Annotated in this window: 15 protein-coding genes; 12 read left to right on the top strand and 3 right to left on the bottom strand. The window is 62.6% G+C overall.

The window, feature by feature from the left end; genetic code table 11:
- Positions 1 to 67: 67 nt before the first annotated feature.
- From ANTHELSMS3_RS18805 to ANTHELSMS3_RS18770, 9 genes are all read left to right on the top strand, one after another.
- Complete coding sequence (locus ANTHELSMS3_RS18805; protein WP_094036223.1) at positions 68 to 1147, top strand: tricarboxylate transporter; 1080 nt, start codon at positions 68 to 70, stop codon at positions 1145 to 1147.
- A gap of 71 nt (positions 1148 to 1218) precedes the next feature.
- Complete coding sequence (locus ANTHELSMS3_RS18800) at positions 1219 to 3249, top strand: tripartite tricarboxylate transporter permease (protein ID WP_094036222.1); 2031 nt, start codon at positions 1219 to 1221, stop codon at positions 3247 to 3249.
- A 16-nt stretch (positions 3250 to 3265) separates the two neighbouring features.
- Positions 3266 to 4351 carry a 4-oxalomesaconate tautomerase gene (locus ANTHELSMS3_RS18795; RefSeq protein WP_094036221.1) on the top strand — a complete coding sequence of 362 codons (1086 nt, stop codon included), beginning with the start codon at positions 3266 to 3268 and terminating at the stop codon, positions 4349 to 4351.
- A gap of 4 nt (positions 4352 to 4355) precedes the next feature.
- The gene (locus ANTHELSMS3_RS18790; protein WP_094036220.1) at positions 4356 to 5165 is read left to right on the top strand and encodes a universal stress protein; all 810 of its coding nucleotides are present in this window, start codon (positions 4356 to 4358) and stop codon (positions 5163 to 5165) included.
- 12 nt (positions 5166 to 5177) lie between these two features.
- Positions 5178 to 5339, top strand: coding sequence for a hypothetical protein (locus tag ANTHELSMS3_RS25630; RefSeq protein WP_157733573.1), 162 nt, complete (start codon positions 5178 to 5180; stop codon positions 5337 to 5339).
- A 659-nt stretch (positions 5340 to 5998) separates the two neighbouring features.
- Positions 5999 to 6949, top strand: a complete 951-nt coding sequence (gene dusA / locus ANTHELSMS3_RS18785) for a tRNA dihydrouridine(20/20a) synthase DusA (protein WP_254694939.1) — start codon at positions 5999 to 6001, stop codon at positions 6947 to 6949.
- 3 nt (positions 6950 to 6952) lie between these two features.
- Entirely contained in the window at positions 6953 to 7768 is an 816-nt protein-coding gene (locus ANTHELSMS3_RS18780; RefSeq protein ID WP_094036218.1) for a sulfite exporter TauE/SafE family protein, read from the top strand.
- On the top strand, positions 7759 to 8535 hold the full coding sequence (locus ANTHELSMS3_RS18775) for a hypothetical protein (RefSeq protein WP_439098655.1): 777 nt from the start codon (positions 7759 to 7761) through the stop codon (positions 8533 to 8535). Before ANTHELSMS3_RS18780 ends, ANTHELSMS3_RS18775 begins: the two co-directional genes overlap by 10 nt.
- A 317-nt stretch (positions 8536 to 8852) precedes the next feature.
- Entirely contained in the window at positions 8853 to 9170 is a 318-nt protein-coding gene (locus ANTHELSMS3_RS18770) for a hypothetical protein (protein WP_094036217.1), read from the top strand.
- On the opposite strand, the gene ANTHELSMS3_RS18765 is transcribed toward ANTHELSMS3_RS18770, so the two are convergent.
- The 3 genes from ANTHELSMS3_RS18765 to ccmI form a co-directional block, all read right to left on the bottom strand.
- Complete coding sequence (locus tag ANTHELSMS3_RS18765; RefSeq protein ID WP_094037238.1) at positions 9167 to 9403, bottom strand: DUF1289 domain-containing protein; 237 nt, start codon at positions 9401 to 9403, stop codon at positions 9167 to 9169. The two genes, ANTHELSMS3_RS18770 and ANTHELSMS3_RS18765, sit on opposite strands and share 4 nt — an antisense overlap.
- Positions 9403 to 9897 (bottom strand): Holliday junction resolvase RuvX, encoded by a 495-nt coding sequence (gene ruvX / locus ANTHELSMS3_RS18760; protein ID WP_094036216.1) that lies wholly within the window; start codon positions 9895 to 9897, stop codon positions 9403 to 9405. Before ruvX ends, ANTHELSMS3_RS18765 begins: the two co-directional genes overlap by 1 nt.
- Positions 9898 to 10036: 139 nt before the next feature.
- On the bottom strand, positions 10037 to 11269 hold the full coding sequence (ccmI, locus tag ANTHELSMS3_RS18755; protein WP_094037237.1) for a c-type cytochrome biogenesis protein CcmI: 1233 nt from the start codon (positions 11267 to 11269) through the stop codon (positions 10037 to 10039).
- A gap of 172 nt (positions 11270 to 11441) precedes the next feature.
- Between ccmI and ANTHELSMS3_RS18750 the strand changes: the two genes are divergently transcribed.
- The 3 genes from ANTHELSMS3_RS18750 to ANTHELSMS3_RS18740 all read left to right on the top strand — a co-directional run bounded on the left by ANTHELSMS3_RS18750 (position 11442) and on the right by ANTHELSMS3_RS18740 (position 13476).
- A complete protein-coding gene (locus ANTHELSMS3_RS18750) occupies positions 11442 to 12686 on the top strand; it encodes a sarcosine oxidase subunit beta family protein (RefSeq protein ID WP_094037236.1) in 1245 nt (414 codons plus the stop codon).
- A 115-nt stretch (positions 12687 to 12801) separates the two neighbouring features.
- Positions 12802 to 13050, top strand: coding sequence for a hypothetical protein (locus tag ANTHELSMS3_RS18745; RefSeq protein WP_094036215.1), 249 nt, complete (start codon positions 12802 to 12804; stop codon positions 13048 to 13050).
- Positions 13051 to 13146: 96 nt separating this feature from the next.
- Positions 13147 to 13476, top strand: coding sequence for a sarcosine oxidase subunit delta (locus ANTHELSMS3_RS18740; RefSeq protein ID WP_094036214.1), 330 nt, complete (start codon positions 13147 to 13149; stop codon positions 13474 to 13476).
- The last annotated feature ends 13 nt before the right edge of the window (positions 13477 to 13489 follow it).

Here is a 13489-nt window from a genome sequence, read left to right as displayed (position 1 = left end):
TGCACAGAATCAAGTCGCACCGGCAGGCAACTCCTGACCGGTCCCATAGGTCTAAGGGAGGATACCAATGACCATCAAGCACCTCGCAGCATCCGTTGCAGCATCCGCCATCCTCATCGCGGCCCCGGCCGTGGCCGAAGTCGATCTGTCCGGCGAGACAATCGAATGGGTGATCCCGTTCTCGGAAACCGGCGGTTCGGCCAAATGGGCCAACTTTTTCGCGCCGCTGTTGTCCGAACAGCTTCCGGGCAACCCGACCGTTGTGGTGAAATTCATGCCGGGCGCAGGCTCGACCAAGGGCGCAAACTGGTTCCAGGAGCAGGAACACGAGGACGGCACACTGCTGTTCGGCACCTCCGGGTCGACACAGTTCCCCTTTTTGCTGGGCGATCCCCGTGTGCGCTATGAATACAGCGACTGGATTCCGGTCATGGCCTCGGGCACCGGCGGCGTGGCCTATCTGAACCCCGAAGACGGGGCCAAGTTCGACGGATCGGCCAACGCGCTTAAAGACATCGACTTTATCTACGGTTCGCAAGGCGCGACGCGTCTGGATCTGGTGCCGTTGCTGGCATGGGAAATGCTGGGCATGAACGTAGAGCCGGTGTTCGGCATCAAGGGTCGCGGCGATGGCCGCCTGATGTTCGAACGCGGCGAAGCCACCATCGACTATCAAACCTCGTCGGCCTATCTGGGCGCGTCGGCTGATTTGGTTGCCAGCGGCAAGGCCGTGCCAATGATGTCTTGGGGCGCGCTGGACGATGATGGCAACATCGTGCGTGATCCGACCTTCCCGGACATGCCGACCTTCAAGGAAGTCTGCGAGGCCACCGATGGCTGCGAAACCTCGGGCGAGGCTTGGGACGCATGGAAAGCCTTTTTCATCGCCGGTTTCCCGGTGCAGAAGATCGCCTTTCTGCCCGCAGGCACGCCGCAAGACGTGACCGACGCCTATGTCGCGGCCTTCGACGCGGTCCGCAAAACGGACGGCTTTGCCGAGCGTGCGGCCCAGCAGGTCGGCAAGTACCCGGTCTTTGTCGGACAGGGCGCTGCCCGTGCGACGGTCGAGGGCACCACGGTGTCCGCCGAAGCCAAGGCCTTTGTCACCAACTGGCTTCAGGAAGCCTATGGCGTCTCGCTGAAGTAAACGGCGTGACGCGGCCCCGGATAGAGAGTCCGGGGCCGTTTTCCTTTCTTTGAACACACTGAGGTGGCGTGATGGACGTCTTTGCGACCGCTCTGCCGGCACTTGCCGATGCATGGGCTTTGATTTTGCAACCCATGGTGCTGGGTTATCTTGTGCTTGGCGTTGTCATGGGGCTGGCCGTGGGCGTGTTTCCGGGCCTTGGCGGGATTGCGGGGCTATCGCTGCTCCTGCCTTTCATGTTCGGCATGGACCCGGTGCTTGGCCTGGCGCTGATGGTCGGCATGGTCGCCGTGGTGCCGACGTCGGACACCTTTGCCTCGGTGCTGATGGGCATTCCCGGATCGTCCGCGTCACAAGCGACGGTGCTGGACGGGTTTCCGCTGGCCAAGAAAGGGCAGGCGGCGCGGGCACTGTCGGCGGCGTTCACCTCGTCGCTGTTCGGCGGACTGGTGGGCGCGACCTTTCTGACCTTGTTCATCCTTGCGGCGCGGCCGCTGGTGCTCGCCTTTGGCCTGCCAGAGATGCTGATGATCTCGATCCTCGGCCTGTCGATGGTCGCGGTGCTGGCGGGCCGTGTCGCGCTTAAGGGTGTGGCGGCGGCGGGCCTTGGCATGTTGATCGGCACCATAGGTGAGGCCGATGCCGGCGGGTCGCTGCGCATGGCGAGCTATGACATTCCCTATCTCACCGACGGGCTGATGCTGGTGATCGTGGGTCTTGGCATCTTTGCTGTGCCGGAAATCGTCAGCCTGCTGCGGCAGGACCGGTCCATCGCCAAGGACGCGGCGCTGGGCTCTGGTTGGGGTGACGGGGTGCGTGACTGGGTTGCCAACAAGTGGCTGTCGGTGCGTTGCTCGCTGATCGGTGTCGTTGTCGGCGTGATCCCCGGCCTTGGCGGGTCGGTTGTCGACTGGATCGCCTATGGCCACGCGGTGCAGACCACCAAGGACAAGTCGCAGTTCGGCAAGGGCGAGATCCGCGGTGTGATCGGGCCGGAAAGTTCGAACAACGCCAAGGAAGGTGGCGGCCTTGTGCCGACGCTGCTGTTCGGCATTCCGGGGTCCGGGTCCATGGCGATCTTTATCGGTGCCATCGCACTATTGGGGTCGGGCGACATTGAGGTCGGGCCGAACATGCTGCGCGACAATCTGGACATCACCTATTCCATCGTCTGGCTGTTGGCGCTGGCCAACGTCGTGGGCACGATCCTGTGCATCGCGGCCTCGGGCGGGATCGCCCGGTTGACCACGATCCGTTTTACCTATCTCGCACCTTTCCTGTTCATGCTGATCTCTTTTGCGGCGTTCCAGTCGGGACAGAATTTCGAGGACATCCTCGCGCTGTTCCTGATCGGTCTGATCGGTATCTTCCTGCGCCGGTTCGACTGGTCGCGCCCGGCTTTCCTGATTGGCTTTGTGCTGTCCAACCCGGTCGAGAAATTCTCTAACCAGGCGTTCCAGATCGCATCGTTCCGGTTCCGCAAGTCGTTTGAAGAGGGCATGGAATACATCTTTTCGCCCATCGTCATAGTGTTGCTGATCATCACCGTCGTGTCTGTGGTGCTGGGAATCCGTCAGGCCAAAAGCATCATGGCCGAGGGAGACGTAAAGTCCGGCACCAAGCGCGCGCCGCTGGTGTTCCTGCTGGTCATCATGGCCTACGTCGTGGCGGCGCTGATCAATGCCAACCTGATCCCCGACTACAACATGACAGACAAGATCGTCCCGCTGGTGGTGGGGGGCATCACGCTGACGGCGTTGCTGATCCTGTTGGTGCAGATGATCATCCGCCCGGAAACCGATCCGATCTTTGCCGACAAGGAAGTCGCCGGAGAGGACGCGGACGCACCCTATAATCTCTGGGGGACGCTGGCGTGGTTCGTGGGCCTGATTGCGGCCACCTATGTTCTGGGCTTCATTTTGGCGCTGTTTGGCTTTCTGGTTTCGTTCCTGCGGGTGCGGGCGCAGACCGCGTGGCCCAAGACGCTGATCCTGACGGCCTGTGGCATCGCGCTGATGTGTGTGATGGCGGGGGCGCTGAACCGCGATTTCCCGCCCGGACTGCTTCAGGATGTAGTCGATCTGCCTTGGCCCCTGAACTGATCGTGGAGTTCTAAAGATGACACAAACAGCCATGCCCTTCCTGTTCCTGCGCGGCGGCACGTCGCGCGGGCCATATTTTCGCCGCGCCGATCTGCCCGAGGATCTCGATACTCTGGCAGAGGTGCTGATCGCTGTCGTGGGTTCTGGCCACCCGCTGAATATCGACGGGATCGGCGGCGGGGCGGCGGTGACCACAAAGGTCGCGATGCTGTCGACATCGGACGATGATTGGGCCGATGTGGATTACTTTTTCGCTCAGGTGTCGGTCGAGGATCGACTGGTCGATTTCAAACCCACCTGCGGCAATATCCTGTCGGGCGTCGGCCCCGCCGCCATCGAGATGGGGCTGATCCAACCGCAGGGCGACGAGACCGAGGTGAAAATCCGCGCGGTGAACACCGGCGCGCGGGTCGTGGCGCGGATACAGACCCCAGGCGGCGAACTGACCTATGAGGGCGACGCCGCCATCGCAGGTGTGCCGGGCACCGCCGCCCCGATCGCGCTGAACTTCATGGGCGTTGTCGGTTCTTCCACGGGGGCGTTCCTGCCCACCGGCAACCTGCGGGATGAGATCGATGGGGTCGAGGTGACTTGCATGGACGTGGCCATGCCTATCGTGATCGCCCGCGCAACGGAATTCGGGCTGACCGGCTACGAAAGCGCCGCCGAACTGGACGCCAACACGGATTTCTTCGCACGGTTTGAGGCGATCCGCATCGAGGCGGGCAAGCGCATGGGCATGGGCGACGTGACGAAGTCCGTAACGCCGAAGTTTGGCATTCTTGCCCCGGCCCGGGACGGCGGCACCATCGCCACCCGCTATTTCATGCCGTGGAACACCCATCCCAGCATGGCGGTCACCGGCTCGCAATGCCTCGCATCCTGTGCGCTGACGCCGGGCACCGTGGCGGACGGGCTGTTGAATCGCCCGAATGAATGCCCGGCCAACGTGGTGTTGGAGCACCCCTCTGGCACCATCGAGGTGCTGGTGGACTACGACAATCGCGACGGGTTCGAGCTGAAATCTGCGGGCCTGCTACGCACCGCCCGCAAGTTGGCCGAGGGCCACGTTTTCATCCCTTCGCGTATCTGGAAAGGTTGATCCCATGCCGATCATGAACCTTCTGGTCGCCTACAACGGCACCGACTCTTCTGACGCCGCGTTGCGGTATGCCGCCGCGCTGGCGCGTGACCGCAAGGCCCATGTCACCGCAATGCTGGCCCATTCCACGCATGACACGCTGGATACCTCTTCGCGCTGGATTCCGAGTGCGGCGCGGACGCTGTTGGCCGAGGCCAAGACCGGCCTGTTGACCGAGATCGAGGCGCGGCTCGACGCGTTGCGCGAAACGCTTGGGCTGGGAGAGGCGCTGACATTCCGCGCTGCGCCCGGGCCGGTGGATGGTCTGGTGTCCGAAACGGGGCGCGCGTTTGACATGATCATTGCAGGCCGCCCCATGCAGGATGACGACGAACATGTCCGCCTGCATCCTGACAAGATCGCCCTGATGTCCGGGCGCCCTGTGATCGTCGTGCCCAAGGGGTACGATGCCGATGCCCGCCACAGCCACGCGGCACTGGCATGGGACGGGGGACGCGCCGCGGCGCGCGCGCTGTCGGACAGCCTGCGCTTGTTGGAGACGCAGGGAAAGGTGTCCGTCCTGACCGTGGGCGCGGCACCCGGGTTGGACGATCTGATGACCCATTTGGCACGGCATGACGTCTCTGTCGTGCACGAGAACTGGGCCGCCGGGCAGCCCGTCGCGGAGATGATCCTGGACTATTGCCGGCGGCGTGACCCCTCGCTTTTGGTGATGGGGGCCTATGAGCATTCCAAGTTTCGCGAGGATCTTGTGGGGGGCGTGACCGCCTCTGTCCTGCGCAACACCGCGATCCCCGTTTTGCTGTCTCACTGAAGGTCCGACACGATGCCCGAATACAACCAGCTCCGCGCCATCGAAAAATCGCTTGAAGAGTTGCGCAACGATCTTTGCCTGAAGATCGAAACGAAGGACGGCGATGTCCGTACCTTGACAGATCTGCACCAGCGCGTCGCCAAGGCACTGCGGGCGCTTTCTGGTCAGGGGTGAGGTCTCGCCAAAGGGTGATTTCTGGCCAAGAGTAGGATGCCGGGTTTTGTTCAGTCGCCGGAGTCCTTTGCACCGAAGAATACAGTGTGGAGGAGAATTGACCTGACCCCTGTCGGTCCCTCACTCATAGCGAGAGTCTACAAGTTGGATTTGGGAATTTGGGTTCTGCGTCTGGCGCAAGCGCGCCGAACGCGGAGCGCTCAATTCTTCCGAACGCTCGGCGCGCTTGCGGCGGTGTCTGTTTGTCCTCTTGCTCTGGCACGGGCCTTTTCGCGTGTGAGGTGATCGTTGTGTCGGCAGAGTAGACGCGGGACATTTGCTGAACCCCGTTTTCGGAGCTATGAGACATCAAAGTTTCTCGCCTGTTGAACTCAGAGGATTTGGTGCCACTCCGATCTGGCCAGTAACCGTGTGAGTGGGGTAAATCGAAGCTCGACCAGATTCGGGGGGCCGTCTGACTGTGGCGGGGCTCTGGTGTGACCATTGATGGGCGAGTCGGTTGGTGCTGCTTGGTATCAAGTGAGTTTGGACAGCCTCCGGAAACGGCGGATTGATCTCTAGGATTCGAAAGAGTTTTCGGCAATTGGCTGCCAGCGTGAAGGGTGTTTAAGTATATGAAACAAGATGTGAAATATGCTTCACGGCTCTCCGTCGCACCCATGATGGATTGGAGCGACCGTCACTGTCGCTATTTTCACCGCCTGATGTCGGGGCAGGCATTGCTGTATACTGAGATGGTGACCGCCCCTGCGCTGGTGCGGGGGGGCGCGTTGCATTTGCTGGACCATTCCCCCGAGGAACATCCCGTCGCATTGCAATTGGGCGGCTCGGACCCGCGTGAACTGGCGCTGGCGGCGCGGATGGGGCAGGCGGCGGGCTATGATGAGATCAACCTGAATTGCGGCTGCCCTTCGGATCGGGTGCAATCGGGTACGTTCGGCGCGGTGCTGATGAAACACCCGCAAACTGTGGTCGATTGCGTGACCGCCATGCAAGACGCGGTGGATGTCGAAGTGACGGTGAAATGCCGCATCGGCGTGGATGATCAGAACGCCGAAGAGGTCCTGCCCGAATTTCTGGCGCGCCTTGGTGCGGTGGGCTGTTCGCGCATCATCATCCACGCGCGCAAGGCGTGGTTGCAGGGGCTCAGCCCCAAGGAAAACCGCGAAATTCCGCCGCTGGACTATGACCTGATCCAGCGGATGCGGGGGTTGTTCCCGCATCTGCATCTGTCGGTCAACGGCGGCATCACCGATCTGGATCAGGCGTTGGGCTTTCTCGACAACGGGCTGGACGGTGTCATGGTGGGCCGCGCCGCCTATCATCAGCCCTGGGACATTCTGGGAGAGGCCGATGCGCGGATCTGGGGGCAGGGTAACAGCAAGACGCCCGAGGACGTGGCCCGGTCCATGCTGCCCTATATCGAGACGCACCTTGGCAATGGTGGCCGATTGCATCAGGTTACGCGCCACATGATGGGGCTTTTCGCCGGACGTCCCGGCGCGCGGCGCTGGCGGCAAGTCCTGTCTGAGGGGGCGAGCCGCGATGGCGCGGGGCCCGAACTTGTTGAGCGCGCACTTTCACACATCGGACCGGCAAAGGCAGCCTGATTTATGGACTATTCGGTACTATTGCCCCTTGTGGGCATCCTCATTGTTGCGGCCGGTTTCGCGGGAATCCTTGCCGGCCTGTTCGGCGTCGGCGGCGGGATTATCCTTGTGCCCGCCTATTATTACGTCTTCACGGCGCTGGATCTGGACGGGCCGCAAATGATGCAGGTCTGTCTTGCCACCTCGCTGGCCTCGATCATTGTCACGTCGACGCGGTCGGTGATGGCGCACAACAAGCGCGGCGCAGTTGACTGGGAACTCCTGCGCCGTTGGGCGCCGGGCATCGCATTGGGCGCGGTGCTGGGCGTGCTTGTGGCGGCGCGGTTGCGGTCAGACGCGCTGGCGCTGATCTTTGCCGTTTTGGCGATGATCGTCGGGCTGTATCTTGCCTTTGGGCGCAAGGACTGGCGGATCGGTCCGCAGATGCCGGGCGGTGTGACACGCGGCGTGCTGTCGCCGACAGTGGGGTTCTTGTCGGTTCTGATGGGGATCGGCGGTGGCAGCTTTGGCGTGCCGCTGATGACGCTATACAGCGTGCCGATGCACCGGGCGGTGGCGACGGCGGCGGGCTTTGGCCTGCTGATCGCCGTGCCCTCGGTGATCGGGTTTGTCCTTGTGTCGGTCGACGGCGCGCCGCCGTGGACGCTGGGGGCGGTCAACGGGCCGGCCTTTCTGATCACCATTTGCATGACATTCCTGACCGCCCCGCTGGGCGCGCGTCTGGCCCATGCGTTGCCCGCAATGGTCCTGCGCCGGATCTTTGCCGGGTTCATCTTGCTGGTTGCGGTGAACATGATGCGGGAGGCGTTGTGGGGATAAGGGCGCTGGAAGCGCGCGGCTGGACGCGCTTTGACGCCACACCCGAAAGCCTGAATTGGGTTCGGGCCGCGCATGGTGCCGGGCGCAAGGTGCTGGCCGATCCAGCGATGCGCGCCAAATGGTTGCAATGTGAGGGCACCTGGTTTGTGGGTGTCGATGTCATGCCCTCGGCGCCGGATGGCAGCATCGACGGTGTGCCGCTGGCTGGCCCTGCAATCGACGCGCTATCGCCATTGCCGGACCTGCATCGCGCGCAACTGTCCGTCACCTATCCGGGCTACCCGCGCCCGCGCAACGGCGAAAGTGAGGCCGGGTTTCGCTATCGGCTCCGGCGTGATGCGGCCCATGTGGACGGGATCGTTGCCCAAGGCGCAGACCGCCGCCGCTACATTCTGGAACCGCACGCCTGGATCCTGGGCCTGCCTCTGTCAGAGGCAGATCCGACGGCCAGCCCGCTGGTGGTGTGGGAGGGCAGCCATAAGGTGATGCGCGCAGCCCTGCGGCAGGCATTGGATGGCCACCCGCCTGAAGAGTGGCATGCGGTCGATGTGACAGAGGTCTACGCCGCCGCGCGCCGCACCTGTTTCGAGACGTGCCCCCGTGTCACGCTTCCCGCCGCACCGGGAGAGGCGATCCTGTTGCACCGGCAAACTCTGCACGGCATCGCGCCGTGGCAGGAAGGGGCCAAAGCCCCGCCCGAGGGCCGCATGATGGCCTATTTCCGCCCGCAGATGGCCGGTGGCGTCGCGGCATGGTTGCAGCCCTAAGGTACAGCAATCGCCGCTATTTGAAGTCTTTGGTGAGCTAAATAAAGATACTCGCCACTATTGTTTCTCGCTGACCGGAGAACGTAAATTATCGTAACAAATTAGAGTGTTGGCGTGTCCAGTACCCTCGCGTATCTCGGGAGGGCTGTTGCTATGAGTATTCCAATGTCTGTTTTGCCGACGTTATTTCAGGGCCTCGTGCTGGGGGCACTGGCGGCGGTCGTTCGGGGAAAGATGAAGGCGGGGCCGGCGGTGACACCGACGCTGACAAACCCACGGCAGGCGATGATGAGATCTACGCCGTTGGCGATGTCGACGTGTACGGTGACGCCGGGGATGACCTGCTGGCGGGAGCCGTGGTCTATGGCGGTGAGGGCGAAGACACGCTGGACGCTCTGGCCTCGGAGTACAGCCCGATCTTTGTCGATTTCGTGTCGGGCGAGGATGTGATCACCTTTGACGTGACCGCCAGCGATCTGGCGCTGTCCGAGGTCACGATTGTGAACAGCCCGCCGGGCGCGACTTATCCGACGCCGGTTGAACTGCGTGTCGACGGCTTTGTGGTCGAAGAGGTCCAGGGGGGTGGTCCGGTTGTCCTGGCGGATGTCGTTGTCCAGACCGGTGGCTTTGCCTAGTCCTGACGTTTGAGGCGGGCCGCGCGCCCGCCGCGACGCTTGCGCAACCGGCCCGAGCGGTTTGCAAGATCATCCATGACCTCGCGCCGTTCATCTTGGGACATATTGGACCACAGGGTGATCTCACGCGCTGTGCGCAGACAGCCGGTGCACAGCCGCTCTTGCGGGTGGATCACGCAGACCTTCACACAGGGGCTTTCGATCTCGTCGCGGTGCCAGATATCGTCTTTCATCATTCCCCGTTTCGGTCCGGGTCGGGTTTGCCAAGGTGGCGCATCCGGTCCAGTGCTCCCTGAAGGATATAGGCCGCAGCAACGTGATCTATGACCTCAGAGCGACGTTTTCGTGTCGTATCCGCCTCTAACAGGGCTTTTTCGGCAGCCACGGTCGACAGGCGTTCATCCCAGAAGCCGATCGGTCCGGGCCAGAGCGCGGAAAAGTTGCGGGCAAAGGCGCGGGTCGACTGACATCGCGGGCCTTCGCTGCCGTCCATATTGCGGGGCAGGCCAAGGATGATGCCGCCAATCTCGCGCGCCTCCAGGATCTTGATCAGTTGCGCTGCATCGAGCCCGAATTTCTTGCGTTTGACGGTCTCTAGCGGCGTCGCCACGGACCGGAACCTGTCAGAGACGGCCACGCCAATGGTGCGGGTGCCCAGATCCAGCCCGGCAAGGGCCGACATGGGGGCAAGTGCGTCGGTAAAACCCTCGATGGCGTCATGAATCATGTGAGGCTTTCCTGTCTGACGGACGCGATCCAGAGGGGCGCCTTGCGGCGCGCCGGATGTCTCGGCCCCGGCCTTTGGCCGGGGCCTCGGGGCAGGGGGCGCTGCCCCTGTCGTAGGTGTGTCGTGTGGCCAAACACGCCTATTCCGCTATGCCGGCTTGCTGCGCCGCCCCTTGCAGGAGGGCCAGCGCCTTGGGGCTGCCGCCAAAGACGGTCTGCGCCTCTGCGTAGATCGCGCTGGCCTTGTCGGTGTCGCCCAAGATCCCTAGCGATGAAATCAGCCGCGCCCAATCCTCGACCGGGCCGCCCTTTTCGGCAAGCCGGTCAGACAGTTGGCCGACCATGCCACGGATCATCTGTTGGCGTTCTTCCGGGGTCAGGTCAGCGGCAGCGGCAACATCAGCCTGACTGGGACCGGGGGCCGCGCTGGTGAGGCTGGGCATCTGGAAGTTCTGCTCGCCAGCGAGAAAGGCCAGATCCTCAATCTGATCGGTGATTGGACCGACCCAAGGGTCGTCTGCCGCACTTTCGCGCAACAGCTTATTCCACATGCGATAGCCCACGTCGGGACGCCCGACCTGCGCCATCATCAGCCCGCCGTAGTACCGCGCAACACCATTGTCCGGGTCACGCGACAGGGCCTGTTCCAACACCATCTGCGCCTGTGGCGAGACGTAGCCGCCGGCAGCGAGGATCATCATGTCGGCAAGGTCGGTATAATCCTGCGCCGTGGCGGCGTCGCCCTTGAGCTTTATGATCTGGGCCTGTGCCTTGTAGGCGGCGACAAAGTTACCCAGCGCGGCCTCGGACCGGGCCAGCAGCACATGGCCCTGCATTTCTTCAGGGCGCTGTGCGACGGCCCCACGCAAGCGTTCGACCAGTTGCAGATATTCTGCTGAGGCGTCGGGGGCGGCACCGGGGGGCATGCGCGCCTCCATCGTCTCTTGCGAGGTGCGGCTTTTCAGCGCCTCTTCGGCACGGGCCAGTCGGGTTTTCAGCGGGGCATCGACATACCCCGGCGCGCCGATCCATGTATACAGGCCAAAGCCACCGCCAACGACCAGCACCGTGATCGCCGCCGCCAGAACATAGCCCAAAACACGCGGTTGATCGGCCCGAACGCCAAGGGTTTGCATCTTCGCGTCAGCGCCCAGCAGGCGGCGCGAAATCTCGACCCTCAGGCGTTCTGCCTCCTCAGGTGCAATCTTGCCGCGCGCGGCATCGGCGTCCACCTCCCGCAATTGATCGCGGTATACTTCAAGGTCATAGGCCTCTGCCGGGCCGGTGGCCCGCCGTCCGCGCAAAAGCGCCAGAACAAGCGCCGCGGCTGCCAGCACGGCGGATGTCCCCGTCACGATCCAGAATAGCGTCATCAGCCTCCCTTTCCCTTGTCCTGACTTAAGCCGCGGGCGGTCCGGAAAAAAGGGCAAAATCCCGGCATGACGCGCCATGTCGCAACTGCACGGTATTGTGACGGTTGCACACACCTCCCCATATGCGTTTGAGTGCATCACACCCGAAACGGACGAACCGGATTCGAGCCCTATGAAACGTTATTCCGCCTTTGCCATCGCCCGCGAAGCATTCTTTGGTCACAAGAACTGGGAGCGCGCGTGGCGCAAAGCGCAGCCCAAGGCGCGTTACGATGTCGTGATCGTGGGGGCGGGCGGCCATGGCCTTGCCACTGCCTATTACCTTGGCAAGAATTTTGGCATCACCAATGTGGCGGTGATCGAAAAGGGCTGGCTGGGCGGCGGCAACACCGGCCGCAACACCACCATCATCCGGTCGAATTATCTGCAGGACCCGTCGGCGGCGATCTACGAAAAGGCGCGCAGCCTGTATGAGACGATGTCGCAGGATCTGAACTATAACGTGATGTTCAGCCCGCGCGGCGTCATGATGCTGGCCCAGACCGAACATGAGGTGCGCGGTTATCTGCGCACCGCCCATGCCAATGCTCTGCAAGGGGTGGAAACCCGGTTCATCACCCCGCGTGAGGTCAAGGAAATCGTGCCGATCATCAATCTGGATGGCCCGCGCTATCCGGTGCTGGGCGCGCTCTGGCAGGAGCGGGCGGGGTCGGCCCGCCACGATGCGGTGGCGTGGGGCTATGCGCGGGCCTGTTCGGCCATGGGCATGGACATTATCCAGCAGTGCGCCGTCACCGGCGTGACGCAAGAGGCGGGCCGCGTCACTGGCGTGCAAACAACCAAAGGCGACATCTCCTGCGAGAAGCTGGGGATTGTGGTGGCGGGGCATTCTGGCGATCTGGCCAATATGGCGGGCTTTCGCTTGCCGCTGGAATCGGTGCCGCTGCAGGCTCTGGTGTCTGAGCCGATCAAGCCGATCATGAATTGCGTTGTCATGGCCAACACCGTGCACGGCTATATGAGCCAGTCCGACAAGGGCGAAATGGTCATTGGCGGCGGCACCGACGGCTACAACGGCTTTACCCAGCGCGGATCGTTCCACCACGTCGAGGAAACCGTGCGCGCGCTGATCGAGACGTTTCCGATGCTGTCACGGCTCAAGATGCTGCGCCAATGGGGCGGGATTGTGGACGTCACGGGCGACCGCTCTCCGATCCTGTCCAAGACGCCGCTGGAGGGGTGTTTCATCAACTCCGGCTGGGGCACCGGCGGGTTCAAGGCGATCCCCGGCTCTGGTTGGGGCTTTGCCGAACTGATGGCGCGTGGGCAATCGCCGCTGACCGATGAATTCAGTATGTCGCGCTTCCGCGAAGGCAAATTCATTGACGAAAGCGTGGCAGCGGGGGTGGCGCATTGATAGATTCAGCGCCGGGTGATGCCGTCATCTGTTCCCTGCCAAGGAACCGGAACGCGGGCAAAGGCGTTCTCCTGTCAGATCGCAAAGTCGAGATGACAACAAAGGAGAGCTTCCCATGTCGGATGCCACACATAACAATACGACCACAACGACGACCCGGGACAACGGTGGAAATTCCGGTCTCGCCTTTATCGTCGGCATTCTCATCGTTGTTGTCGCGGTCCTTGCATATGTCATCTTCGCGGGGGACGTCGGGTCGCCCGCAGCAGACGGCGGCGGTGCTGACCTCAACATCACCGTGCAAAGCGACGGTGACGCCGCGCCTGCCGCTGCTCCCGATGCCAAGAGCGCTGCCGACGACTGATTTCCCTGATTGTCTTCGGGCCTATGTGATGGCCGGGGTGCGCGTGCGCCCCGGCCTTTTCCTGTCCCGTCTCCTGTCCTCCAAGGAGGTCGTTCCATGCTGACCTTTGAATGCCCCTATTGCGGCGTAGATGCCGACGAAACCGAACTGCATGCTGGCGGCGAGGCGCATCTGAAACGCTTTGGCCCCGATGCATCGGACGATGATTTTGAGGGGTATCTCTTTACCCGCGAAAACCCCAAGGGCGTGCATTTCGAACGCTGGCGGCATGTCAATGGCTGCGGCAAGTGGTTCCACGCCGCGCGCTGCACCATAACGATGGAGGTTTTTGGCACCTACCCGACGCAAACTCTGCGGCCGCCCAAGGACCTGCTGGACGCCATCACTGAAAAGCGCCCTGGCTGGTCGTGGAGAAACGTATCCTGATGTTTCTTCTTTG

Source organism: Antarctobacter heliothermus (genome assembly GCF_002237555.1).
GTDB lineage: Bacteria > Pseudomonadota > Alphaproteobacteria > Rhodobacterales > Rhodobacteraceae > Antarctobacter > Antarctobacter heliothermus_B.
This window is presented reverse-complemented; position numbering and strand designations above follow the sequence as displayed.

Bases quoted from the DNA above. Each gene is read 5' to 3' on its own strand.
- ANTHELSMS3_RS18805 (WP_094036223.1), top strand. From the start codon at position 68: ATGACCATCAAGCACCTCGCAGCATCCGTTGCAGCATCCGCCATCCTC.
- ANTHELSMS3_RS18800 (WP_094036222.1), top strand. From the start codon at position 1,219: ATGGACGTCTTTGCGACCGCTCTGCCGGCACTTGCCGATGCATGGGCT.
- ANTHELSMS3_RS18795 (WP_094036221.1), top strand. From the start codon at position 3,266: ATGACACAAACAGCCATGCCCTTCCTGTTCCTGCGCGGCGGCACGTCG.
- ANTHELSMS3_RS18790 (WP_094036220.1), top strand. From the start codon at position 4,356: ATGCCGATCATGAACCTTCTGGTCGCCTACAACGGCACCGACTCTTCT.
- ANTHELSMS3_RS25630 (WP_157733573.1), top strand. From the start codon at position 5,178: ATGCCCGAATACAACCAGCTCCGCGCCATCGAAAAATCGCTTGAAGAG.
- dusA (WP_254694939.1), top strand. From the start codon at position 5,999: ATGATGGATTGGAGCGACCGTCACTGTCGCTATTTTCACCGCCTGATG.
- ANTHELSMS3_RS18780 (WP_094036218.1), top strand. From the start codon at position 6,953: ATGGACTATTCGGTACTATTGCCCCTTGTGGGCATCCTCATTGTTGCG.
- ANTHELSMS3_RS18765 (WP_094037238.1), bottom strand. From the start codon at position 9,403: ATGAAAGACGATATCTGGCACCGCGACGAGATCGAAAGCCCCTGTGTG.
- ruvX (WP_094036216.1), bottom strand. From the start codon at position 9,897: ATGATTCATGACGCCATCGAGGGTTTTACCGACGCACTTGCCCCCATG.
- ccmI (WP_094037237.1), bottom strand. From the start codon at position 11,269: ATGACGCTATTCTGGATCGTGACGGGGACATCCGCCGTGCTGGCAGCC.
- ANTHELSMS3_RS18750 (WP_094037236.1), top strand. From the start codon at position 11,442: ATGAAACGTTATTCCGCCTTTGCCATCGCCCGCGAAGCATTCTTTGGT.
- ANTHELSMS3_RS18745 (WP_094036215.1), top strand. From the start codon at position 12,802: ATGTCGGATGCCACACATAACAATACGACCACAACGACGACCCGGGAC.
- ANTHELSMS3_RS18740 (WP_094036214.1), top strand. From the start codon at position 13,147: ATGCTGACCTTTGAATGCCCCTATTGCGGCGTAGATGCCGACGAAACC.